Source organism: Streptococcus parasanguinis, assembly GCF_964238605.1.
Taxonomy (GTDB): Bacteria; Bacillota; Bacilli; order Lactobacillales; family Streptococcaceae; genus Streptococcus; species Streptococcus parasanguinis_AJ.
The window spans coordinates 21,823-45,430 of sequence record NZ_CAXSMM010000010.1; the positions used below are offsets into that span (position 1 = coordinate 21,823).

Below are 23,608 nucleotides of genomic sequence, written 5' to 3' on the forward strand. Positions count from 1 at the left end.
TATTTATGACATTTTCATTTGACACAGCAGCGGCACAAGGTGCAGTAATTAAAGTAATCGGTGTCGGTGGCGGTGGCGGTAACGCCATCAATCGTATGATTGACGAAGGCGTTGCCGGTGTAGAATTCATCGCAGCTAATACAGATGTTCAAGCACTTTCAAGTGCAAAAGCTGAAACAGTTATCCAATTGGGTCCAAAATTGACTCGTGGATTGGGTGCTGGAGGTCAACCTGAAGTTGGTCGTAAGGCAGCTGAAGAAAGCGAAGAAGTGTTAACAGAGGCTTTGCAAGGTGCAGACATGGTCTTCATCACTGCAGGGATGGGTGGAGGATCTGGTACAGGTGCTGCACCAGTCATCGCTCGTATTGCCAAGGCTGTAGGTGCTTTGACAGTAGCCGTTGTCACTCGCCCATTCGGGTTTGAAGGTTCAAAACGTGGCAACTTCGCTATTGAAGGGATCAACGAACTTCGCGAACATGTAGATACATTGTTGATTATTTCTAATAACAACTTGCTTGAAATTGTAGACAAGAAGACACCGCTTCTTGAAGCTTTGAGTGAAGCAGATAACGTTCTTCGTCAAGGTGTTCAAGGGATCACTGACTTGATCACAAGTCCTGGATTGATCAACCTTGACTTTGCAGACGTGAAGACTGTTATGGAAAACAAAGGAAATGCCCTCATGGGTATTGGTGTTGGTAGCGGTGAAGAACGCGTTATCGAAGCGGCTCGTAAAGCCATTTACTCTCCACTTCTTGAAACTACAATTGATGGTGCAGAAGACGTGATCGTCAACGTAACAGGTGGTTTGGATATGACATTGATCGAAGCAGAAGAAGCTTCAGAAATTGTGAACCAAGCTGCAGGTCACGGAGTGAACATCTGGTTGGGTACATCTATTGATGAATCTCTTAAAGATGAAATCCGCGTGACGGTTGTTGCAACTGGTGTCCGTCAAGACAAGGTAGAACGCGTTAGTGGCATTGCTTCCTCACAACGTCCTTATAAAACAGGACCACGTGAACAACGCCCACAAGCTGCACCATTTGACCGTGAATTTGATTTGAAACAAGATGTTGAATTGCCAACAACTCCAAGTCGTCCAGCGGTAGAACCAAACCGTGGCTCAGCCTTTGGTGATTGGGATATTCGTCGTGAGAATATCGTTCGCCAAACTGAACCAACATCAACACATCAAGTTGATCGTTACGTAGATTCATCTTCAGATGATGATGAATTGGAAACACCACCATTCTTCCGGAATCGTTAATCATGAATCTGGGAGAGAATGCTGATCTTGTTCGGCAACAAGTAGAAACAGCAAGAAACAAAGCTAACCGTCGAGATCAAGTTAATGTGATAGCTGTCACCAAGTATGTGGATGTTGCCACAACAGAAGCACTGGTGAAAACAGGTATCCAACATATCGGTGAAAATCGTGTCGATAAATTCCTAGAAAAGTATCAAGCTCTAAAAGAGTATGACCTCACTTGGCACTTGATTGGGAGCCTCCAACGGCGGAAAGTAAAAGACGTGATCAATCTCGTCGATTACTTTCATGCCTTGGATTCGGTGAAGCTGGCTCAAGAAATTCAAAAGCGAGCAGAACACCCAATCAAGTGTTTCCTCCAAGTGAACATTTCTGGTGAAGAAAGTAAGCATGGTTTTGCACCCGATGAACTGGATGATGTTTTAGCGGAAATCGCACAGCTGGACAAAATTGAAATTGTTGGTTTAATGACGATGGCTCCTTTTGAGGCTAGTCAAGAAGAGTTGCAGGATATTTTTTCAAAAACTCACCAACTTCAGAAACAACTAGAAAAGAAACAATTAAAAAATATGCCTTTTTCAGAACTAAGTATGGGTATGAGTCGTGACTTTGAAGTAGCCATTGCGAACGGAGCGACTTATGTTAGAATTGGGACATCATTTTTTAAATAGGAAAGAACTATGTCATTAAAAGATAAATTTAACAACTTTATTGACTACTTCACAGAAGACGGTGAAGAAGTAGAAGTTCGCGAGGCAAAAGCAGCTGGGGCGGAAACACAACCAGTTCCACAGCCACAGCCGACTCCTCAAGTGACTTCTCCACGTCCACAGATTAGTCAAAGAGAACCAGTAAAACCAAAACCGACTCCTGTCGCACCTGTTACGACTCCAGTGTCTACAGCGGCAGTGAAGGAACCTGTTTCAACAACGAAAAATACATCTGAAAATATTACTCGTTTGCATGAACGTCAACGTGAATTGGCTGCTAATCGTGCGAATACAGATGAAAAGATTACCATTGATGTACGCTATCCCCGCAAATACGAGGAAGCGACTGAAATTGTTGATCTATTACTATCTAATGAGAGTATCTTGATTGACTTCCAATATATGACAGAAGTACAAGCACGTCGTTGTTTAGATTATTTGGATGGGGCTCGTTATGTTTTAGCAGGAAATCTTCGTCGTGTTGCAAGTACCATGTACTTGTTGACTCCAATTAATGTAGTCGTTAACATTGAAGATATCCGCCTTCCAAATGATGTGGAAGTTACAGAATTTGACTATGATATGAAACGTAATCGTTAAGATGGTTATCTTTCAATACTTATCAAATATCATTCAAATCTATTCCATCATTCTTGTCATCTATGCCTTACTATCTTGGTTCCCTGGGGCACCTCAGAGTACTCTTGGACAAATGGTTCACCGCCTAGTTGAACCATTTTTGAGCCTTTTTAGAAAGTTACCATTGCAGTTTGGGGGCTTGGATTTTACGGTTCTTGTAGCACTTTTGGTCTTGAACTTGATGAATCAGTTATTAGCCCGCTTGTTCCTACTTTTGATTGGGTAGAAAACGATGGGACAGACAGAGATTTACCAACATTTCAATCGCGAAGATCACGAATTCATTGATCGTTGTATTGAATTGTCTGAAAGAGTGGTGGAACGCTATTTTGTTGAGGTGACGGGCTTTTTAAACCCTCATCAGGTCGGTATTTTACGAAATGTCGCGGCAAGCTACCAATTACAGGTCTTTGCTTCCAGCGATGAGCAGAAAATGGAGTATGCCAAGGTTATTGTTGCTCCAGATTATTATCAATTAGATCCAAGTGACTTTGATCTGGCCCTATTGGAAATGGTCTATGCTTCAAAATTTCATCACTTGACCCATTCCCAGGTACTGGGGACCATTGTTCACCAATTAGGTGTGGAGCGCAAGTCCTTTGGAGATATTCTGACGAGTGATGGAAAGATCCAAGTATTTGTTGAACAGCGTTTTGTTCCCTATTTCATGGATCACATCCAGAAAATTTCTCGGGTACCTGTTAAGCTGAGGGAAGTTCCTCTCTCTGAACAAATGATCGTAGAGGAAGAAAGCCAGCAGCGAGATATTCTCGTGTCGAGTTATCGGTTAGATAAGGTGATTGCTGGGACCTTCAAGCTTTCGCGCTCACAAGCTAGTCAGTTGATTAGTTCTGGTCTAGTGAAAGTTAACTATGCGACTACTTCCAATGTTAGCTATGCTGTAGGTCTGAATGATTTAGTCAGTGTCCGACGCTTTGGGCGTCTTAAAATTGTTTCTGAAAATGGTATTTCAAAGAGTGGAAAATATAAAGTAACTGTTGAAGTACTCTTAAGTAAAAAATGAGGAGGAGTTATGGCTCTTACTGCTTTAGAAATTAAAGATAAAACTTTTGGCGTTAAATTTAGAGGATATGATGCGAACGAAGTAGAAGAATTTCTAGATATCGTTGTTCGCGATTATGAAGATCTTGTTCGTTTAAATCATGATCAAGAAGCAAAAATTCAAGCTCTTGAAGAACGCTTAAACTATTTTGATGAAATGAAAGATTCATTGAGTCAATCTGTTTTGATTGCACAAGATACTGCTGAACGTGTCAAACAAGCAGCTAACGAACGTTCTGAAAATATTGTTCGTCAAGCTGAACAAGATGCACAACATTTAGTAGATGAAGCAAAACAAAAAGCAAATGAAATCCTTCGTCATGCAACGGATAATGCCAAGAAGGTTGCCGTTGAAACAGAGGAATTGAAGAACAAGACACGCGTCTTCCATCAACGTTTGAAATCAACCATCGAAAGCCAATTGAGCATTATCGATACACCTGAATGGGATGAAATTCTTCGTCCAACAGCTATGTACATTCAAACAAGTGATGAAGCTTTCCGTGAAATTGTGGAGAAAGCTTTGGGTGAATCTGTTCACCATCATCATGCAGAAGATGATAACATTGATTTGACTCGTCAATTCTCTCCAGCTGAAATCGAAGAATTGCAAAAACGCATCGAAGCTGCTAATTTAGAATTGGGTGCAACACAAGCGTTTGAAGGTTTGAATGAAAAAGTTCAATCCGCTTTAGAAGAAGCAGAGCACGCTCGTCATGAAAATGAGGAAGTCGTTGAGGTTGAAGAAACTGTTCAACCAGAAGATGATGCAAATCGTGAATCTGTCAATATTTTATAATTTTGTAAAAACAGGTCCATTAATGATAGATCTAGCGAGCAGATGATGGTGGAAGATCTGCACTCCCTCTTAATGGATGATCCTTTTACAGTATTCGTTCTGAACCCTTGAGTAAGAACGGACGTTTCCCTCGTTACGGGATGAGAGGAGAAGGTCGCTTGCGACTTCTCGAACAAAGGTGGTACCACGAGCAATCGTCCTTTTTAGGATGCTCGTGTTTTTTTTATAGCTTTTAAATCAATAAGGAGACACAATGAAACTCAAAGAAACATTGAATCTTGGAAAAACAGCTTTTCCAATGCGGGCTGGGCTTCCAACGAAAGAACCAGTTTGGCAAAAAGAATGGGAAGATGCAAAATTGTATCAACGCCGTCAAGAGTTGAATGAAGGAAAACCGCATTTTACGCTTCATGATGGCCCTCCCTATGCCAACGGAAATATCCACGTAGGACATGCCATGAACAAGATTTCAAAAGATATCATTGTTCGTTCTAAGTCTATGTCAGGATTTTACGCCCCTTATATCCCAGGTTGGGATACCCATGGTTTGCCAATTGAGCAAGTCTTGGCTAAACAAGGTGTGAAACGTAAAGAAATGGACTTGGTTGAGTACCTGAAACTCTGCCGTGAATATGCGCTTTCTCAAGTAGATAAACAACGCGAAGACTTTAAACGCTTAGGTGTTTCAGGTGATTGGGATCATCCTTATGTAACCTTGACGCCTGACTATGAAGCAGCGCAAATCCGCGTCTTTGGTGAAATGGCCAATAAAGGCTATATCTACCGTGGGGCTAAGCCAGTTTACTGGTCTTGGTCTTCTGAGTCAGCCCTTGCTGAAGCAGAGATTGAATACCATGATTTGGTATCAACGTCTCTTTACTATGCGAACAAGGTTAAAGATGGTAAGGGTGTCCTAGATACAGACACTTACATCGTTGTCTGGACAACAACTCCATTTACTGTTACAGCTTCTCGTGGATTGACAGTGGGTGCAGAGTTTGATTATGTCGTAGTGAAACCTGCTGGATCTGACCGCAAGTATGTCGTAGCATCTGAGCTCTTGCCAAGCCTTTCTGAAAAATTCGGTTGGGAAAATGCTGAAGTCCTTGCGACTTACCAAGGAAAAGAATTGAACCATATCGTTACAGAACACCCATGGGATCCTGAAGTGGATGAATTGGTGATCCTTGGTGAGCATGTAACCCTTGATTCAGGTACTGGTATCGTCCATACCGCTCCTGGTTTTGGTGAGGATGACTACAATGTAGGGATTGCCAATGGCCTCGAAGTTGCTGTTACTGTTAACGAACGCGGAATCATGATGGAAAATGCTGGCCCTGACTTTGCTGGTCAGTTCTATGACAAGGTTGTTCCAACAGTTATCGAAAAACTTGGCGATTTGCTCCTTGCTCAAGAAGAAATCTCTCACTCCTACCCATTTGACTGGCGTACGAAAAAACCAATCATCTGGCGTGCAGTTCCACAGTGGTTCGCTTCTGTATCAAAATTCCGTCAAGATATCTTGGACGAAATTGAAAAAGTGAAATTCCACTCAGAATGGGGGAAAGTGCGTCTTTATAACATGATTCGTGACCGTGGTGACTGGGTCATCTCTCGTCAACGTGCCTGGGGTGTGCCTCTTCCAATCTTCTATGCAGAAGACGGAACACCAATCATGACAGCTGAAACCATCGAACATGTAGCGCAACTCTTTGAAGAGCACGGTTCCATCATCTGGTGGCAGCGTGAAGCGAAAGACCTCTTGCCAGAAGGATTTACGCATCCAGGTTCACCGAATGGCGAATTTACAAAAGAAACAGATATCATGGACGTCTGGTTTGACTCAGGTTCATCATGGAATGGGGTTGTGGTGAACCGTCCAGAACTCAAATACCCAGCGGATCTTTACCTAGAAGGTTCAGACCAATACCGTGGTTGGTTCAACTCATCTCTTATCACCTCTGTGGCGAACCATGGTGTCGCACCATACAAACAAATCTTGTCTCAAGGTTTTGCTTTGGATGGTAAAGGTGAGAAGATGTCTAAATCTCTTGGAAATACCATTGCTCCAAGTGATGTTGAAAAGCAATTTGGTGCAGAAATCTTGCGTCTCTGGGTAACCAGTGTAGACTCAAGCAATGACGTGCGTATCTCAATGGATATCTTGAGCCAAGTGTCTGAAACTTACCGTAAGATTCGGAATACTCTTCGTTTCTTGATTGCCAATACTTCTGACTTTAACCCAGCTGAGGATGCAGTAGCTTACGACGAGCTTCGTTCTGTTGACAAGTACATGACCATTCGCTTTAACCAGCTTGTCAAGACCATCCGTGACGCTTATGCAAACTTCGAATTCTTGACGATTTATAAGGCTTTGGTTAACTTTATCAATGTTGATCTGTCAGCCTTCTACCTTGATTTTGCCAAAGATGTTGTCTACATCGAAGGGGCTAAATCACTTGAACGCCGTCAAATGCAAACTGTCTTCTATGATATTTTGGTGAAAATCACTAAACTCTTGACGCCAATTCTTCCTCACACTGCTGAAGAAATCTGGTCATACCTTGAGTTTGAAGCAGAGGATTTTGTTCAATTATCAGAATTGCCAGAAGCAGAAACGTTTGCCAACCAAGCAGAAATCTTGGATACTTGGTCAGCCTTCATGGACTTCCGTGGTCAAGCTCAAAAAGCCTTGGAAGAAGCACGTAATGAAAAAGTGATTGGTAAATCACTAGAAGCTCACTTGACAGTTTATCCAAATGAAGTGGTAAAAACACTTCTTGGAGCTGTTGATAGCAATGTCGCTCAACTCTTGATTGTTTCTGAGTTGACCATTGCAGAAGGTTCAGCTCCAGAAGGTGCAGTGGCCTTCGAAGATGTTGCCTTCACGGTTGAACGTGCAGCTGGTGAAGTTTGTGATCGTTGCCGTCGTATCGATCCATCAACTGCAGAACGCCACTACCACGCAACCATCTGTGATCACTGTGCAAGCATTGTCGAAGAGAACTTTGCGGACGCAGTCGCAGAAGGATTTGAAGCTAAATAAAAGCCATGAAAAGAAGTTCCATAAAGGAACTTCTTTTATATTGAAGACAAAATCATCTTAAAAACTTTCCTTAGGTGAGTACGGACGTCAGCGAACTTCTTTGAAGTTCCATGACTAATTATTGAGCCTAAGGTCTCAATAATTCCGAGTGCCTGAAACGTTGTTGTTTCAGGCACTTTTCTCACAGCGGAAAGTTTCAGTATTTTCTTAAATCGATTTAAAAATTGGGACTCAAATTTATTTTTTTGCAGAATCACTTAACTTATTTTACTTTAAAATAGTTTGTTTACATTCTAAATGAAGTTCCATTATGGAACTTTTTTTTGGTGACAGAATGGTGTAGAGATTCATGCATTAAGGAAATAAAAAAAGTAAGGCAAATTGGCCTTACTTTGTAATTGGAAAGGAAATTTCAATTAGTTTATCGGAGTAGAGGGTTTTAATAGCGGATTGGTCAATGTTTTGAAGATCAATCTTACGTTTTAAAAAGAACTCACGAATTAATTCTACTTCAGTTTCACGAATAGCACGGTGTTTGTTACTGATCAATAATTCATAGTGGGTTGGGGCTTGTGTAAAAACAACATCAGTATTGCCCGCGGAATAAACCTCGACAAGCAAGGCGTCAGTGCTGGCAAGTTGGCTCTTGACCAGTGCAGCATGACTATTGGTGGTATTAATGAGCTTCATATGAGTTCCTCCTGACCTCTATCTTCATTTATTATAGCACTTTTTTATTTTTTGTGAAAGAATTCCTTTATTTTTTGTGGGTATTTTTCCACTGTTCAATGCCCCATTTGTGACTACCACGTTTGAGTTTTTCAATCGCTTCATCTACAGGAAACCAAGCAAGATTGTTAAAATCTTCCAGTGGTTTTTGAGTCTCTGTATAGTCTACCACTTCATAAATATAGGCAGGATTGTAGTAGTAGGTGTCGCGATGACTGGAATAGAAATACTCATCTGCTTGGCCATAGTATTGCCCTAAAATAGCGGTAAAGCCTAATTCTTCGATCAGTTCCCGTTTCAGAGCTTGCACGTGATCTTCACCTGCCTCAATTTCCCCTCCAGGTAAGAACCAAGCTCCATTAGGAGCTTGAACGAGGATGATCTGATCCTTGTCCTTATTGGGAATAACAGCGTAGACACCATAGCGATTGACGTAGGTCACATCTTGTTTCTTTTCACCAAAACTTGGAATGGTCATGGTTTTCTCTTTTCTTGTTTTTTTGATCATTATATCATATTTTTTAGCAAAAATCTGGAGAGAAAAAAGAATGAGACTGGATTTTTCAGCCTCATTCTTTCATAATTTGGATGATTATTCTTTTGTCTTTTCAACTGTCTTAGAAACCGATTTAATACTAATATTCCCATTGCTGGTCATGACGGCTTTGAGTTGTTTTTCACTTGGATGTTCCAGGTAATAATCGGTAATAGCATCTTCGATATAGTCTTGGATGGTACGACGGAGTGGGCGGGCCCCCATTTTTGGATCGTATCCCAGATCGACCAATTTTTCTTTCACCTTCTCTGTCACGTCCAGATGAATCTCATTTTGTGCGAGACGTTGATTGACTTCATCGAGCATGAGGGTAACGATTTGAAGTAAGTTTTCTTTTGATAGAGGTTGGAATTCAATGATGCCATCAAAACGGTTCATGAATTCGGGGCTAAAGAAGTTACCGAGTTCTCCAAGTACAGAGTTGGTGCGTCCTTCTCGAGCCGCTCCAAAACCAACATTGGCCTCAGCTTTACCGGTTCCAGCATTAGAGGTCATGATGATAATGGTATCTTTGAAGCTGACGGTGCGGCCTTGACCATCTGTCAGACGGCCATCATCCAAGACTTGCAGGAACATGTGCATGACGTCTGGATGAGCTTTTTCAACTTCATCCAACAAAACGAGAGAGTATGGATTGCGGCGGACCTTTTCAGTTAGTTGTCCAGCTTCATCGTAGCCCACATAGCCCGGAGGAGCTCCGACTAGTTTCGCTACGCTGTGTTTTTCCATGTATTCGCTCATATCAAAGCGGATCATATTGTCTGCAGAACCAAAGAGTTCAATCGCCAATTGTTTAGACAATTCGGTCTTCCCGACACCGGTTGGTCCGACAAAAAGGAAGCTTCCGATTGGACGATTTGGCGATCCTAGGCCGACACGGTTGCGTCGAATGGCTTTCGCAATTTTATCCACTGCATCATCTTGACCGACCACATGGGCTTTCAAATCAGAAGCCAGATTGATCAATTGAGACTGTTCCTTTTCTTTCAAATCACCAACAGGAATATTGGTCTTTTGTTCAACGATGTGCTCAATGGTTTTTTCGCTGATGACAGGAGTCTCCTGATCTGTGACATGTTGTCCTTGCATTTCCTTGTATTTCGCGATTTGGTCACGGAAGTAGGCTGCTTTTTCAAAGTCTTCTTCGCGTGTCGCTTGGGCTTTGAGGTTTTCGGCTTCAATCAAGCGTTGGTCGATCACTTTTGGATCCACAAAGTTTAGGGTCAGGTTCATTTTAGACCCAGCTTCATCTAACAAATCAATGGCCTTGTCTGGCAGGAAGCGATCCTGGATGTAGCGGTTTGAAAGAATAGCTGCTGCTTCGATGGCCCCGTCTGTATAGTGGACGTGGTGGTAGTCTTCGTATTTTTTCTGGATGCCTTTGAGGATGGTGATGGTTTCTTCAACGGTTGGCTCATCGACCTTAACGGGCTGCATCCGACGTTCCAAGGCCGCATCTTTTTCAATGATACGGTATTCATTGAGGGTAGTAGCACCGACCAATTGGAGTTCACCACGCGCCAAGGCTGGTTTGAGGATATTTCCAGCGTCCATATTGCCTTCGCCAGCAGATCCTGCGCCAACAATTTCATGGATTTCGTCGATGAACAGAATAACATCTTCACGTTGACGAATTTCATCCATTAATTTTTGCATGCGTTCTTCGAATTGACCACGAATACCTGTGCCTTGAACGAGGCTAACGACGTCCAGGCGGATGACTTCTTTTCCTTGCAATTTATGAGGAACGTCTCCGTCGACGATTTTTTGGGCCAAGCCTTCCACAACGGCAGTTTTTCCGACCCCAGGTTCTCCGATCAGAACCGGATTGTTCTTGGTTCGACGGTTGAGAATTTCGATGACACGGATAATTTCTTCATCACGGCCGATGACAGGGTCAATATCCCCTTTGCGGGCAATTTCTGTGACATTGATACCGAATTCTTCTAATAGTCCTTTAGGCTTTTGAGGGCGAGCTTGACGTGGGTCTTGATTGCCGCTACGGTTATTGTTTTGGCCGTAACCGCCACCTCCATAACTGCCTCCAGATTGAGTTGGAGGTGTTTGAGGTTCTTGTGGACTTTGGAAGTTTCCAAGGTTATTGAAGAAATCTTCGAAGGGATCTCCAGTCAGTTGGCTCCGTTGGGTCATGCCTTTCAAAAAGCTGTTATTTGGGTCTGTTTTCATAATTTTATAGCAATTTTGACAGAGGTCTACTTGCTGCTGGCGTCCATTTACATTTGTATATAAATGGATGGTTGATTCATTTATTTTACAATTTTGACAAAGCATATACATACCTCACAGTAGGTTTTTGATGGTCTTCCATCAAGAGACGAGCCTATTTTTAAAAGGTCAAAAATAGTCAAAGATTTATAGTTTCATTATATCAGTATTCTAGAAGTTTGCAAGAATTTGCTACGAAATGTCGCTTAGGAATACTGAAGAAAGCAAATCAATGGAAAAATGTGAATTTTTATTGGAAGAGCTTTCTCTTTTATGATAAAATAGGAGAGTAGAAAGTAAAGAGGAGAAATAAAATGGAATCACATTTAGTACGGATTATCAACCGTTTGGAGACGATGACAAAAGACGGTGGAAACTTAAAACGTAATTTTGAACGTGACGGTGTTGTTGTCGCTGAAGTAGCCTACAACCACAATGAAGAAGAAGGTTCAACCTTTACACTTCGTGATGTTGAAGCGCGTGAAACCTATACATTTGATAGCATTGATTTAATTGCAATGGAAATTTATGAATTGCTTTACTAAGCAGCTGTGTGGATGAGTTTGGGGTGGTCTCAAGCTCATTTTTTGTCCATCTGGCTATAGTTTTCGTCTATAAGAAATTCTAAATAGGAACAGTTAGGTTTGAGAGTTGAAATCTGCTATAATAGAGAGGACTATTTTCATTACTTGACTAGAAAGAGAATTGATATGACGACACTCATTGATGGGAAGGCGCTCGCTACAAAATTACAGGGTGAGATTGCAGAGAAAACAGCACGATTAAAAGAAGAGACAGGAGTTGTGCCTGGCCTCGTTGTCATCGTGGTAGGAGATAATCCAGCTAGCAAAATCTATGTAAGAAATAAAGAGCGTTCTGCTATTGCGGCAGGCTTTCGGAGTGAAGTGAGACGACTTCCTGAAAGCATCAGCCAAGCTGAATTATTAGAAGTGATCGAACACTACAATCAGGATCCCCTTTGGCATGGGATTTTGGTGCAGTTGCCACTGCCTAAGCATATCGATGCGGATGCAGTCCTTTTAGCGATTGACCCGGCAAAAGATGTGGATGGCTTTCATCCATTGAATATGGGACGCTTGTGGGCTGGAAATCCTATTATGGTGCCATCGACGCCTGCTGGGATCATGGAGATGTTCAAAGAGTACGGGATTGATCTAGAAGGGAAGCGAGCAGTCGTGATTGGTCGTTCCAATATCGTTGGAAAACCAATGGCGCAGTTGCTCCTCGCCAAAAATGCGACGGTAACCTTGACCCATTCCCGGACCCATCATCTGCCTAAAATTGCTAGAAGAGCAGATATCTTGGTTGTTGCGATCGGTCGTGCGAAATTTGTAACAGCAGACTTCGTGAAAGAAGGCGCCGTCGTTATTGACGTCGGAATGAATCGAGATGAGAATGGCAAATTGTGTGGGGATGTCGATTTTGAATCCGTTGCCCCTTTGGCCAGTCATATTACTCCGGTACCAGGAGGGGTTGGGCCTATGACCGTCACCATGCTGATGGAGCAGACCTACGAAGCAGCTGTTCGTGCCTTAAAAAAATGAAAGTGTGAACAAGATGAAGTTTGTATTTGATTTAGATGGAACCCTGTCATTCGATGGTGTCACAATCGATGATGAAATCAAACAGGTCTTATTGAGAGCAGAAGAATTTGGCCATGAAGTTGCCTTTGCTTCTGCACGTTCTTACCGAGACTGCTTGGGTCTTTTAGGGGACCCATTGAGTCAGCAACTCGTGATTGGTTTAAATGGTGGATTGGCCTATCGCCAGGGACAATTGGTATATGAGGAACAATTGGACAAGGACGTGTATCGGGAAGTCCTTGGCTTTTGTCGCCATTACAATCTACCATTTTTTGTGGATGATACCTTTGATTATAGCGGACAGATTTTGGAAAAGATTCCTTTTGTTGCTAATGTAGATCCCCTCAAGAAAGCCCAGTATCGTTCATTAGAGGAGCTGACAGATCCGATTAAGGTCGTGATCTATATGGGTGGCCATGAGGAGCTCGTGGATGAGATCATCGAGCGGATCGAAAAGACAGACAAGGCCCATATCCGCTATCATGCGCATGAAAAATGCATCTATCTCAATCCAGCAGACACGCATAAAGCGACAACCGTAGAAGAACTCTGTGGAGAGAATTTCGTGGCTTTTGGCAATGATCAAAATGATATCGAGCTCTTTGAAAAAGCTCTTTATGCAGTTCAAATTGGTGATTTTCCAGCCCTTCGGCCTTATGCGGATGATCAATTGGTAGCCAAACAAAATCAACCACAAGCTGTGGCTGCTAAGATCTTGCAAGTCTTTGCAGAATTCAGAGGAAAATAAAAGAAGGAGGGGGAGTCGTGGCTTCTCCTTTTTCGCTAGAAATGAGGAAGGTATGAATACAGTTCAAAAAGATGAGATTCAGCGTGTCATTGTGAAGCGAGAGGCAAGATCTTATAAGGGCGATTTTGGTCGCCTGCTCTTGATTGGGGGGACTTACCCCTATGGAGGAGCTATTATTATGGCGGCGCTTGCTGCGGTTCATAGTGGTGCGGGGCTGGTTACTGTCGCAACAGATCCTGATAATCTGACAGCCCTTCATAGCCATCTTCCTGAAGCCATGGGCTTTGATTTGGCAGATCACGAACTCCTTTGTGAGCAGCTCCAAAAAGCCAGCGTGATTCTTGTCGGTCCAGGCTTAAAGGAAGCAAGAGAAAACCAAGCAATCTTGCACATGATTTTTGAAAAAATCTCTAGCCAGCAGGTCTTGATATTAGATGGCGGAGCTATTAGTCTTTTTGCAGCCTCTCAGTTTGAATTGCCAGAGGCTCGGTTGGTCTTTACCCCCCATCAAAAAGAATGGGAAAAACTGTCAGGGCTTGATCTAGAAAGCCAGACAGAAGACAAAAGCCGAAAAGCGGTTCAAAGTTTTCCACAAGGGACTGTCATTGTAGAAAAAGGACCCCACACCCGCATTTGGGCAAGTGGGCAAGAAGAGGGCTATCAGCTAGATGTTGGTGGTCCCTATCAGGCAACAGGGGGCATGGGGGATACCTTGGCAGGGATGATCGCAGGATTTGCGGGTCAATTCCCACAGGTCAGTCTCTATGAGCGCGTGGTGGTTGCGACCTACCTCCATTCAGCCATTGCTGAAGACTTGAGCAAGGAGGCTTATGTGGTTCTACCGACAACCATCAGCCAAGAAATCCCAAAATGGATGAAGAAATGGAGTGACCAAGACCAGGTTGCCAGCACTGAAAATAGAAAATAGGTAAAAAAGATGAAGGAAAGCATTCGGAAAGCAAATCAGTATATCGATGAAAACAGGGAGAAGGTCAACCAGCAATATCGAGGAGCATTTCATTTGTTACCTCCAATCGGCTGGATGAACGATCCAAATGGCTTTGTTTATTTCCGTGGGGAATACCATTTGTTTTACCAATTCTATCCCTATGATAGTGTTTGGGGGGCCATGCATTGGGGGCATGCCAAATCAAAAGATCTTCTCCATTGGGAAGAACTGCCAGTAGCTTTAGCACCAAGTGAAAGCTATGATAAGGATGGTTGTTTCTCGGGTAGTGCTATCGTGAAAGATGACAAGCTCTATTTGCTGTATACGGGTCATGTAGACGATGAGGAAAAGCGCGAGGAGACTCAGTGTCTTGCGGTGTCGACAGACGGCATTACCTTTGAAAAATTGCCTACTAATCCAGTGATCCATGCTCAACATATTGAGGGGATCGCAGATATTGCAGATTTTCGTGATCCTAAAGTATTTGAATACCAAGGAAGCTATTACGCTGTCGTTGCTTCTAAGACACCGGATGACAGAGGTCAAATTCTCCTATTTGCATCAAGTAATCTAGTAGATTGGACTTTTACATCAGTTCTTTTAAAAGGTGAAAAAGGGCAAGGAATTATGTGGGAGTGTCCTGATTTCTTCCCTTTAGATGGCAAATGGGTCTTGATCCTGTCTCCCATTGAAATGGAAAGGCAGCAAGAAAAATACTGGAACTTAAATTCGACGGTTTCCTTTATCGGTGACATGAATTGGGAAACGGGGCACTTTCGTGTTGATTCCTATGATGAAATGGATGGTGGTATGGATTTCTATGCCCCTCAAACTTGTCAAGGACCAAATGGCGAACGATACATGGTTGCCTGGATGCAAATGTGGCACCGGTCTATCCCCAGTCATGATTTAGCTCATGGGTGGGCAGGTAGTATGACTCTTCCAAGAAAATTGTCCTTGAAAGACGGACGATTGGTTCAGGAGTTACCTGAGTCAGTGAAAGAACACTTTCTTGTAGAGCATGCGTCAGAAACCATTGTTCAGGGCAATCAGATCACGATCCCAGCGAGAGGGAAACAAACCTTGTTTGAACTAGATGCCAAACCGGGTTGCTCCTTTATCTTAGGTTATGGCGATGAAACTGATCCTGATAGTGTCTTGCGATTGATTTACGACGCCTCTCAAAAACGTTTTAGCTTCAGTCGAGACCAATTTGGGCACCCCATTTCTGGAAAAGAAAATCCAGCATTTCAATCGAGATGGATTCAGTTGGATGCTGAAAAAGATCATCATTTTTCGATCATTCGCGATACCAACTCCATCGAAGTATTCGTGGATGGCAAAACTCTCTCGATGACTTTTTATGAAACGAGTCAAAATCCCGTCTATACTCTCACGGCAGATGAAGGGGTCGATTGGGTCGTAAAAACCTATCAAAAATAGGTATATAAAAATCTCCTAAAGAACAAAAAGACAAGTCGCAGGACTTGTCTTTTTGTTTTAGGATAGGACGGAAGCGAGGAGTCCTCCGAGAATGAGGATGATAGCCCCGCTCAGTCGGTTGGCCATTTGGGCGAAGGCGATCATTTCCATACGATCAGATGCAGAGAGCACGGCGATATTTCCGGTTCCTCCCATAGAGTTATTGATCATACCAGATCCGATAGCAGTCTCAACAGGATACAATCCAACCAATTTTCCGATCAAGGCAGATGCAAGCCCCATAGCTACTACAGAAGTCAAGCTAAGGAGAATGAACTGCCAAGTCATCGCTTTCGCAAGAGTTGTAAGGTCAATCAAGGAAAGACCGATCCCAGCTAGGACTGCATGGGTGAGATTGGTCATAATGACTTGGTTAAACATGACCACACAGTTTTCCAAAGGTTTTGGAACAGCATTGAATGCTTTTAGGATAAACACAATGATAATCATGAAGGCATAGCTGTGAATTTTTGGAACAAAGGCATTGCAGATGACCCCAAGAAGAAAAATACTAAAGGCAAACATCATACCAACCCCGATTTGGGTTGGATCAAGTATGAGCTTTTCTTTCTTCAATTCATCTTTATTGACAGGAATCAAGACGCCGTGACCATTGTAGGGGCTGTCTGCAAAGACCTTAACAATCATCACCGCTCCGATAATGGCAAGGATATTACCCAGTGTGGTAGCCGGTGCCAATTGAGAGAAGATGGCTGCTTGGCTTCCATGGAGATTGGCAGCATAGATCTTCGAAAGAGGCAGGATTCCAGCTCCCATGCCCCCTACCATTTGAGGGAAGGATACATAAAGGATCGAGTGTCCAAATCCTTGCCCCAAAAGAGTTCCAACGATTCCAACAGAGAGAGCACCAATGGCCATGGTGACCAAGGAAACAGGAATAAAACGAGCAGAAGCTTTCACCAAGAGATTGCGATTCATCCCTAGAATAGCTCCACAAATCAAGGCTGCGATATAAAAATCAAGAAAGCCAAATGAATCTCCCAAGAAGCCCTTGGTGGCTGTGATAATGTTTGCTGGAATAACATGAAAGGTCGCTAGAAGAGTAGCTCCTAGTAGGGTGAAAACGGATCCTCCACCTAGGTAAGAATTCATGATTGGAAGTTTCTCACCGATAAAGTAGAGTAGGTGCCCCATGACGACCAAAAGGAGGGTTAATCCAAGCATATTGAGTGGGAGTTTCCCCATAGCAATCGTCACCGCGAGAACGATGACGATGAATGCATATAGAGGGAGACTGACACCGGAAATTTTGATTTCATTCAATTTTTTCATGGTTGTTCAGTCAGCTCCTTATTAGTATTTAGGATACCATTTAAGATCACGTACAGCTTTTGCCATATCTGTTTCTTTGGCTTGTGCAAGACCTTGTTCTTGGGCTTTCTTAGCAACAGCTTCTGCCACCTTGATAGACACATCAGCCACATATTGGAATGGTGGAAGGACTGGCGCACCTGGTTGGCCTGGATTGACAATACCTGACAATGAATGAGCAGCTGCCCCAATCATTTCATCTGTCAACAATTTGGCTTCAGATGCCAACATACCAAGACCAAGACCTGGGTAGATCAAAGCGTTATTGGCTTGACCGATTTCGTAGTCCACACCTTTGTAGCTGATGGTTCCTGAAGGGACACCGGTAGCGACAAAGGCTTTACCGTCTGACCATTCGATGACTTGTTGGGCTGTTGCTTCCAATTTTTTGGTTGGGTTAGAAATTGGGAAGATAACTGGGCGTTCAGTGTTTTCACACATGGCTTCAACGACTTCTTTAGTGAAGGCACCTGGGTTTGTAGAAGTTCCGACCAAGATCGTTGGTTTTACGGTTTTGATCACTTCAAGAAGGTTGGTCATATCGCCTTTACCTTCGAAGTCAGAACGTTTCTTAGCAAATGGTTTTTGAGCTGGCGTCAAATCTTCCATATCATCAAACAAAAGACCTTGTTTATCGATCATGAAGAAACGTTTGTAAGCTTCTTCTGGAGAAAGACCTTCTGCAACCATTTCAGCGTGAACACGGTCTGCGATACCAGCACCAGCAGAACCACCACCATAGCAAAGGTAAACTTGGTCTGTCAATTTTTCGCCAGTGATATCCATCGCTCCAAAGATACCGCCCAAGACAACAATACCAGTACCTTGAATATCATCGTTGAAAGTTGGAATTTCTGTCTTGTAACGGTTCAAGATATCAGCTGCATTTGAACGACCGAAGTCTTCCCAGTGAAGGTACAATTTAGGGAAAAGTTTTCCAGCTGTTTGAACAAATTGATCGATAAAGGCATCGTATTTTTCACCACGAACACGTTCATGACGGTTTCCAAGATACATTGGATTGTTCAACAATTCTTCACGATTGGTACCAGCATCGATGACAAGAGGCATAACGCAAGCTGGATCAATTCCGGCTGCAGCAGTGTAGACCATGAGTTTTCCTACAGAAATGTCAACCCCTTGGACACCCCAGTCACCAATACCAAGGATTCCTTCTGCATCAGTTGCAACGATCAAGCGGATATCGCGATCGCCAGCCGCATTTTTCAATGTTTCTTCGATATTTTCGGGATGGTTAATATCAAGGTAAGCTGCATATTGTGGGTCTACAAAGAGTTCAGAATATTGTTCAATGGTGTCTGCGATCACTGGATCATAGACGATTGGGTTGAACTCAACGATGTGTTGGTTAAAGAGGTAGTAGAAAAGAGTACGATTTGTGTTAAAGATTTCCATCAAGAAAAGACGTTTTTCAAGGTCAGATGGTTTGCGTAAGAAGTGTTGGTAAGCTTGTTCAGCTTGTTCTTCGATGCTTTGAACATATGGAGGAAGAAGACCAATTAGGTCAAGTTTTTTACGTTCTTCCATTGTGAAAGCAGTTCCTTTATTAAGGAATGGATTGTTTAAAATTTCATGTGATTTCATTGCGAAATACTCCTCATAAATATTTTATCTGTAAGATTTTTCTCACGCAAGCCATTATAGTCTTCTGTGTTTCTTATAGTCAACTTCCCTTATCCTTATAAAAAAATTTTATAAGTAAGATTTTTATGTTAAAATGAAGGAAATGGAAATTGTAGAAATAGAGGGATACAGATGAATATCCGGGACTTGGAATATTTTTATCAACTGTCGAAGCTAAAGTCTTATACGGACGTGGCGCATTATTTTCAAGTAAGTCAACCAACTGTGACCTATGCCATCAAGCGATTAGAGGACCACTATGGGTGCCAGTTGGTAGAAAAATCGTCTTCTAATCGTGTTTTGCACCTGACTCAGACGGGGAAGGTTCTAGCCAATCACGCGCGAGAGATTTTAATCGAAATCGAAAAGACGGAAAAAGCTGTTGAACGAAGTAAAAAGAATCTGTTGCGCATTGGGCTACCGCCATTGATCACCAGTGATATCATGAAAAAATTTGGTACGCATGATGAAGAGCTTGAGATTTTTCGTCAATCGCAATTGGTGCAGTTAGGCTCAAGAGACTTGATACGATTGTTGATGCGTGGAGATTTAGACTTTAGTCTACTAGGAAGCTTAGAACCTATTTCACACGCGCATTTGACCAGTCAGCTCTTATATAAGAAAGAATTTTTTGTGATTGTTTCGAAAGATCATCCACTAGCAGATCGCAAAGAAATTTCTTTTAAGGAGGTCTTAGAGGAGACCTTCATTTTGTTGGATGAACACCATGTGCACATGACTGCTTTTAAACGCTTGAATGCTCGCTTTGACGACTTGGCACAGTCTACTGTTGTCTTGACTGATTCCAACTTGGTTTTGAGTTTCATCGAAGAAAATTTAGGGATTGGCCTCATGACCGATCTGACTCTTTTTCCAGAATATCCAAATCTTGTCAAAATTCCGCTGGTTGAAGAGGAAAAAACAGTCTTCTATATTAGTTATGCCTACCCAAATGAAGGGGAACCCCAAGCACTTCTTAGCTCCTTTATTGAACGATTAGAGAAGTGTGAAAAATAGGGAAGCTGGTTTAAAATAGACCAGTAGAAAGTGACTTGAATAAAATGAGGCTTGGAGAGAAAGGAAATTCATGATTTCGCTTTGTCTGCCAGCTTTTTTTGGTGTTTTTTGGTATAATTAAACTTGATCATATTCTGTAGAAAGGAGTTCCTATGTCCAACTATTTATCCGTATCCAGTCTGACCAAATACCTCAAGTTAAAATTTGATAAGGACCCCTATTTGGAGCGGGTCTATTTGACAGGTCAGGTCTCGAATTTTCGGAAGCGTCCCAATCACCAGTATTTCTCTCTAAAGGATGAAAAGGCTGTGATTCAGGCGACTGTTTGGGCTGGGATCTATAAGAGTTTTGGCTTTGAGCTAGAAGAAGGCATGAAGATCAACGTCATTGGACGGATTCAGCTTTATGAACCAAGTGGGAGTTATTCCATTGTCATCGAAAAGGCGGAGCCAGATGGGGTAGGGGCCTTAGCCATCCAATTTGAGCAACTCAAGAAAAAGTTGACCGAAGAAGGGCTTTTTCAGGATCGGTGGAAGCAAGCTCTACCGCAATTCCCAAGAAAGATCGGGGTGGTCACTAGTCAAAGTGGGGCCGTGATTCGCGATATTATCACAACGGTGAGCCGTCGTTTTCCTGGTGTGGACATCGTACTCTACCCGACCAAGGTCCAGGGAGAAGGCGCTGCAAGTGAGGTGGTTGCTAATATCCAGAAGGCCAATGCTCGGACGGACCTAGATGTCTTGATCATCGGTCGTGGGGGTGGTTCGATTGAAGACCTCTGGGCCTTTAATGAAGAGCCAGTTGTGCGGGCTATTTTTGAGTCTAGAATTCCCATTATTTCCAGTGTGGGACATGAGACAGACACGACTCTAGCAGATTTTGTAGCGGACCGACGAGCCGCTACTCCGACGGCAGCAGCTGAATTAGCCACTCCGGTGACGAAATTAGATCTCTTGTCGCATTTACAAAAGCAGGAGAATCGCATGGCAACAGCCATGTCCAATCGTTTGGCCTATAATCGAGAACGTTTGGCCAAATTAAGTCAATCGGTTATTTTTAGACAGCCTGAAAGACTCTATGATGGCTACCTGCAAAAGATTGACCAGTTGCAATTGCGCTTGAAACAAGGGATGCGGGATGCTTATGGACAAGGGGCCAATCAGCTACAAGGTCTGCGTCATCGCTTAGAAGCTATGTCTCCATTGCATCGTATCGAGCGTTATCAAGACCGTGTTCTCCAAGATAAGAGGATCTTAACCAGTCGAATGGAACAAGTCCTAAAAGAGCAAAAGGTCAAGGTGCAAGGTTTATCAGAAGCCCTCTTGATGCTGGATACCAGTCGGATTATTGCGCGTGGCTATGCCATGGTCAAGCAAGACGATCAAGTCTTGGATTCGGTTGCGAAAGTAAAAGAAGGAGACCCGCTGTCCCTCATCATGAGAGATGGCCAGTTAGAAGTAGAGGTAAAACATGTCGAAAGAAAAGAAATTTGAAGAAAATTTAGCAGATTTGGAAGACATCGTCCAAAAATTGGAGAGTGGTGATGTGGCTCTTGAAGAAGCGATTACAGAATTCCAAAAAGGAATGAAGTTGTCAAAAGAATTGCAAGATACCTTGGATCAAGCAGAGAAAACCTTGGTCAAGGTCATGCAAGCAGATGGTACTGAAGCGGATCTAGCATGAGACAAGAAGAAAAACGAAATAGAGTAGAACAAGCGATTCGCTCTTTTTATGAGGAAAAATCCATCGCTCCCCATTTAGTGGAGTCGGTCCTTTATTCGATTCAAGCAGGTGGAAAACGCCTGCGCCCAATGCTTCTTCTAGAATTGTTAGAAGCCTTCGGTCAGGAGTTGACAGAGGCTCATTTTCAAGTGGCAGGGGCTTTGGAGATGATCCACACAGGAAGCCTTATTCATGATGATCTACCGGCCATGGACAATGACGATTACCGTCGGGGGCAATTGACCAACCACAAGAAATTTGGAGAAGACCTGGCAATTTTAGCAGGAGATGCACTTTTCCTCGATCCCTTTGGAATGATTGCTGCGAGTGACCTTTCATATGCGGTCAAGGTCTCCTTGATCCTTGAGTTATCAGATGCTTCCGGCAGTCGTGGAATGGTAGCTGGCCAAGTCCTTGACATGGAAGGGGAGCACAAACAGCTCACTCTAGCAGAATTGCAAACCATCCATGCCAATAAGACAGGACGTCTCCTTGCCTATCCATTCATCGCAGCAGCCTCGATTTTAGAGTTGCAAGCAGACATTGGTCAGCTTTTAGAAACAATTGGGAAAACATTAGGGCTGGCTTTTCAAGTACGGGATGATATTTTGGATTTGGTCGCTGATTTTGAAGCTCTGGGTAAGACTCCTCAAAAGGACTTAGTGGCAGAAAAATCGACTTATCCAGCCCTCTTGGGATTGGAAGAATCAAAAGCTTTGCTTACAAGCGAATTAGACGTTTGCGAGAACTTGTTGGATCAGATGACAGCTTCTTGCGACTTTGATCCGCAAGCAATCAAGAAATTAATAGAAGGATTACGAATAGATGGCTAAGGAAAGAGTGGATGTATTAGCCTATAAACAAGGCCTATTTGATACCCGCGAACAAGCCAAAAGAGGGGTGATGGCAGGTCTTGTCGTTGCCGTTATCAATGGTGAGCGCTTCGATAAACCAGGTGAAAAAATTGATGAAGCAACCGAGTTGAAATTAAAGGGCGAAAAGCTCAAATATGTCAGCCGGGGCGGTCTTAAATTAGAAAAAGCCCTGAACCAATTCGGTTTATCTGTAGAGGGTAAAATTGCGATTGATATTGGAGCTTCTACAGGTGGCTTTACAGATGTTATGCTGCAAAACGGAGCCAGCCAGGTCTTTTCGGTGGATGTCGGGACCAATCAGTTGGCCTGGAAATTACGTAATGATCCTCGGGTGGTCTCGATGGAGCAGTTCAATTTCCGCTATGCTGAGCCAGATGATTTTGAAGCGACACCGAGCTTTGCCAGTATCGATGTCAGCTTTATTTCCTTGGACTTGATTCTGCCAGCCCTTCACCGGATTTTGGCAGATAATGGACAAGTCGTGGCGCTGGTTAAACCTCAGTTTGAGGCAGGACGCGAACAGATCGGGAAAAATGGGATCATTAAGGATCCTAAGATTCATTTAGCCGTTCTTGAAAAGGTCGCTGCATTTGCAGGGACACATGGCTTTGCGGTAATGGGAGTGGATTATTCCCCTATCCAAGGAGGCCATGGCAACATCGAATTTTTGATGTATCTAGAAAAAAAAGAAGAGAAAACAAAGTCAACTACAGAGCAGCTGGAGGCTGTTGTGGAGCTGGCACACAAGGAATTTAAACATGAAGAGTAAGAATATCAGATTAGAAAAAATTCGCCGCTTCATTCGCGATCATGAAGTGGGTACGCAAGAAGAGATCGTCGAACATTTGAAAGAAGAAGGCATCTCAGCAACCCAAGCGACGGTGTCACGGGATATCAAAGAATTGGGCATCGTAAAACGCCCTCTGAAAGACATGACCTATGTCTATGAATTGCCACGCAAGCACCACCAAGGGATCGGGATGATCGAAAGCAATATTTTGTCTCATCGTCGCATGGGAGAATATGTCAATTTCACCATGGTTCCGGGGACAGCACCTTTAGTTAAACGTCGCTTGCGGGAGATTTATAAGGAGCATATCTTTAGTATTGTTGCAGATGATGACACGATCTTACTGATCGCCTATTCAGCTCCAGAAGCAGAGAATATCCTCAAATCAATCTTTGGGTGGTAAGAGC

Annotated in this window: 23 protein-coding genes; 18 read left to right on the forward strand and 5 right to left on the reverse strand. The window is 43.1% G+C overall.

The annotated features are described in order from the left end of the window. Nucleotides 1-5: 5 nt before the first annotated feature. The 7 genes from ftsZ (at nucleotide 6) to ileS (ending at nucleotide 7,527) form a co-directional block, all read left to right on the forward strand. Nucleotides 6-1,271: a cell division protein FtsZ gene (gene ftsZ / locus ACESR9_RS07965; RefSeq protein ID WP_003005955.1), complete on the forward strand. Its 1,266-nt coding sequence runs from the start codon at nucleotides 6-8 to the stop codon at nucleotides 1,269-1,271. 2 nt (nucleotides 1,272-1,273) lie between these two features. Then, nucleotides 1,274-1,942: a YggS family pyridoxal phosphate-dependent enzyme gene (locus ACESR9_RS07970; RefSeq protein WP_049472963.1), complete on the forward strand. Its 669-nt coding sequence runs from the start codon at nucleotides 1,274-1,276 to the stop codon at nucleotides 1,940-1,942. Nucleotides 1,943-1,951: 9 nt separating this feature from the next. Next, nucleotides 1,952-2,581, forward strand: a complete 630-nt coding sequence (locus ACESR9_RS07975) for a cell division protein SepF (RefSeq protein WP_003005962.1) — start codon at nucleotides 1,952-1,954, stop codon at nucleotides 2,579-2,581. A 1-nt stretch (nucleotide 2,582) separates the two neighbouring features. Continuing rightward, a complete protein-coding gene (locus ACESR9_RS07980; RefSeq protein ID WP_003011858.1) occupies nucleotides 2,583-2,846 on the forward strand; it encodes a YggT family protein in 264 nt (87 codons plus the stop codon). Between the two features lie 6 nt (nucleotides 2,847-2,852). After that, nucleotides 2,853-3,644 carry a YlmH family RNA-binding protein gene (locus ACESR9_RS07985; protein ID WP_373106247.1) on the forward strand — a complete coding sequence of 264 codons (792 nt, stop codon included), beginning with the start codon at nucleotides 2,853-2,855 and terminating at the stop codon, nucleotides 3,642-3,644. Nucleotides 3,645-3,653: 9 nt separating this feature from the next. Continuing rightward, nucleotides 3,654-4,481 carry a DivIVA domain-containing protein gene (locus tag ACESR9_RS07990; RefSeq protein WP_021152770.1) on the forward strand — a complete coding sequence of 276 codons (828 nt, stop codon included), beginning with the start codon at nucleotides 3,654-3,656 and terminating at the stop codon, nucleotides 4,479-4,481. Between the two features lie 253 nt (nucleotides 4,482-4,734). Further along, the gene (gene ileS, locus ACESR9_RS07995) at nucleotides 4,735-7,527 is read left to right on the forward strand and encodes an isoleucine--tRNA ligase (RefSeq protein WP_373106248.1); all 2,793 of its coding nucleotides are present in this window, start codon (nucleotides 4,735-4,737) and stop codon (nucleotides 7,525-7,527) included. A 387-nt stretch (nucleotides 7,528-7,914) separates the two neighbouring features. Here ileS and ACESR9_RS08000 read toward each other — a convergent pair whose 3' ends face one another. From ACESR9_RS08000 to ACESR9_RS08010, 3 genes are all read right to left on the reverse strand, one after another. Continuing rightward, entirely contained in the window at nucleotides 7,915-8,217 is a 303-nt protein-coding gene (locus ACESR9_RS08000) for a DUF1827 family protein (protein WP_021152773.1), read from the reverse strand. Between the two features lie 67 nt (nucleotides 8,218-8,284). Beyond that, the gene (locus ACESR9_RS08005; protein ID WP_070666453.1) at nucleotides 8,285-8,734 is read right to left on the reverse strand and encodes an NUDIX hydrolase; all 450 of its coding nucleotides are present in this window, start codon (nucleotides 8,732-8,734) and stop codon (nucleotides 8,285-8,287) included. Nucleotides 8,735-8,848: 114 nt separating this feature from the next. Beyond that, the gene (locus ACESR9_RS08010) at nucleotides 8,849-11,104 is read right to left on the reverse strand and encodes an ATP-dependent Clp protease ATP-binding subunit (protein WP_373106249.1); all 2,256 of its coding nucleotides are present in this window, start codon (nucleotides 11,102-11,104) and stop codon (nucleotides 8,849-8,851) included. Nucleotides 11,105-11,352: 248 nt separating this feature from the next. Between ACESR9_RS08010 and ACESR9_RS08015 the strand changes: the two genes are divergently transcribed. The 5 genes from ACESR9_RS08015 to ACESR9_RS08035 all read left to right on the forward strand — a co-directional run bounded on the left by ACESR9_RS08015 (nucleotide 11,353) and on the right by ACESR9_RS08035 (nucleotide 15,782). After that, complete coding sequence (locus ACESR9_RS08015) at nucleotides 11,353-11,583, forward strand: DUF1797 family protein (RefSeq protein WP_003005989.1); 231 nt, start codon at nucleotides 11,353-11,355, stop codon at nucleotides 11,581-11,583. Between the two features lie 165 nt (nucleotides 11,584-11,748). Then, nucleotides 11,749-12,603, forward strand: a complete 855-nt coding sequence (locus ACESR9_RS08020) for a bifunctional methylenetetrahydrofolate dehydrogenase/methenyltetrahydrofolate cyclohydrolase (protein WP_373106250.1) — start codon at nucleotides 11,749-11,751, stop codon at nucleotides 12,601-12,603. A 13-nt stretch (nucleotides 12,604-12,616) separates the two neighbouring features. Further along, on the forward strand, nucleotides 12,617-13,390 hold the full coding sequence (locus ACESR9_RS08025) for an HAD-IIB family hydrolase (protein WP_045759174.1): 774 nt from the start codon (nucleotides 12,617-12,619) through the stop codon (nucleotides 13,388-13,390). A gap of 52 nt (nucleotides 13,391-13,442) precedes the next feature. Next, on the forward strand, nucleotides 13,443-14,318 hold the full coding sequence (locus ACESR9_RS08030) for an NAD(P)H-hydrate dehydratase (protein ID WP_118228437.1): 876 nt from the start codon (nucleotides 13,443-13,445) through the stop codon (nucleotides 14,316-14,318). Nucleotides 14,319-14,327: 9 nt separating this feature from the next. Next, nucleotides 14,328-15,782 (forward strand): glycoside hydrolase family 32 protein, encoded by a 1,455-nt coding sequence (locus ACESR9_RS08035; RefSeq protein ID WP_373106251.1) that lies wholly within the window; start codon nucleotides 14,328-14,330, stop codon nucleotides 15,780-15,782. 57 nt (nucleotides 15,783-15,839) lie between these two features. On the opposite strand, the gene ACESR9_RS08040 is transcribed toward ACESR9_RS08035, so the two are convergent. After that, nucleotides 15,840-17,114, reverse strand: coding sequence for a 2-hydroxycarboxylate transporter family protein (locus ACESR9_RS08040; RefSeq protein ID WP_373106252.1), 1,275 nt, complete (start codon nucleotides 17,112-17,114; stop codon nucleotides 15,840-15,842). Nucleotides 17,115-17,135: 21 nt separating this feature from the next. Beyond that, a complete protein-coding gene (locus ACESR9_RS08045) occupies nucleotides 17,136-18,758 on the reverse strand; it encodes a malolactic enzyme (protein WP_373106253.1) in 1,623 nt (540 codons plus the stop codon). Between the two features lie 171 nt (nucleotides 18,759-18,929). Here ACESR9_RS08045 and ACESR9_RS08050 point away from each other — a divergent pair, with 171 nt between their 5' ends. From ACESR9_RS08050 to ACESR9_RS08075, 6 genes are all read left to right on the forward strand, one after another. After that, nucleotides 18,930-19,814: a LysR family transcriptional regulator gene (locus ACESR9_RS08050; RefSeq protein WP_254727980.1), complete on the forward strand. Its 885-nt coding sequence runs from the start codon at nucleotides 18,930-18,932 to the stop codon at nucleotides 19,812-19,814. A gap of 152 nt (nucleotides 19,815-19,966) precedes the next feature. Continuing rightward, nucleotides 19,967-21,307: an exodeoxyribonuclease VII large subunit gene (gene xseA, locus ACESR9_RS08055; protein ID WP_373106254.1), complete on the forward strand. Its 1,341-nt coding sequence runs from the start codon at nucleotides 19,967-19,969 to the stop codon at nucleotides 21,305-21,307. After that, nucleotides 21,285-21,497 (forward strand): exodeoxyribonuclease VII small subunit, encoded by a 213-nt coding sequence (locus ACESR9_RS08060; RefSeq protein WP_254727977.1) that lies wholly within the window; start codon nucleotides 21,285-21,287, stop codon nucleotides 21,495-21,497. Before xseA ends, ACESR9_RS08060 begins: the two co-directional genes overlap by 23 nt. Further along, the gene (locus tag ACESR9_RS08065; protein WP_254727975.1) at nucleotides 21,494-22,369 is read left to right on the forward strand and encodes a polyprenyl synthetase family protein; all 876 of its coding nucleotides are present in this window, start codon (nucleotides 21,494-21,496) and stop codon (nucleotides 22,367-22,369) included. Before ACESR9_RS08060 ends, ACESR9_RS08065 begins: the two co-directional genes overlap by 4 nt. Then, complete coding sequence (locus ACESR9_RS08070) at nucleotides 22,362-23,180, forward strand: TlyA family RNA methyltransferase (protein ID WP_373106255.1); 819 nt, start codon at nucleotides 22,362-22,364, stop codon at nucleotides 23,178-23,180. The genes ACESR9_RS08065 and ACESR9_RS08070 overlap by 8 nt, the downstream gene beginning before the upstream one ends. Beyond that, nucleotides 23,170-23,604 (forward strand): arginine repressor, encoded by a 435-nt coding sequence (locus ACESR9_RS08075; protein WP_003006022.1) that lies wholly within the window; start codon nucleotides 23,170-23,172, stop codon nucleotides 23,602-23,604. Before ACESR9_RS08070 ends, ACESR9_RS08075 begins: the two co-directional genes overlap by 11 nt. Nucleotides 23,605-23,608: the final 4 nt, after the last annotated feature.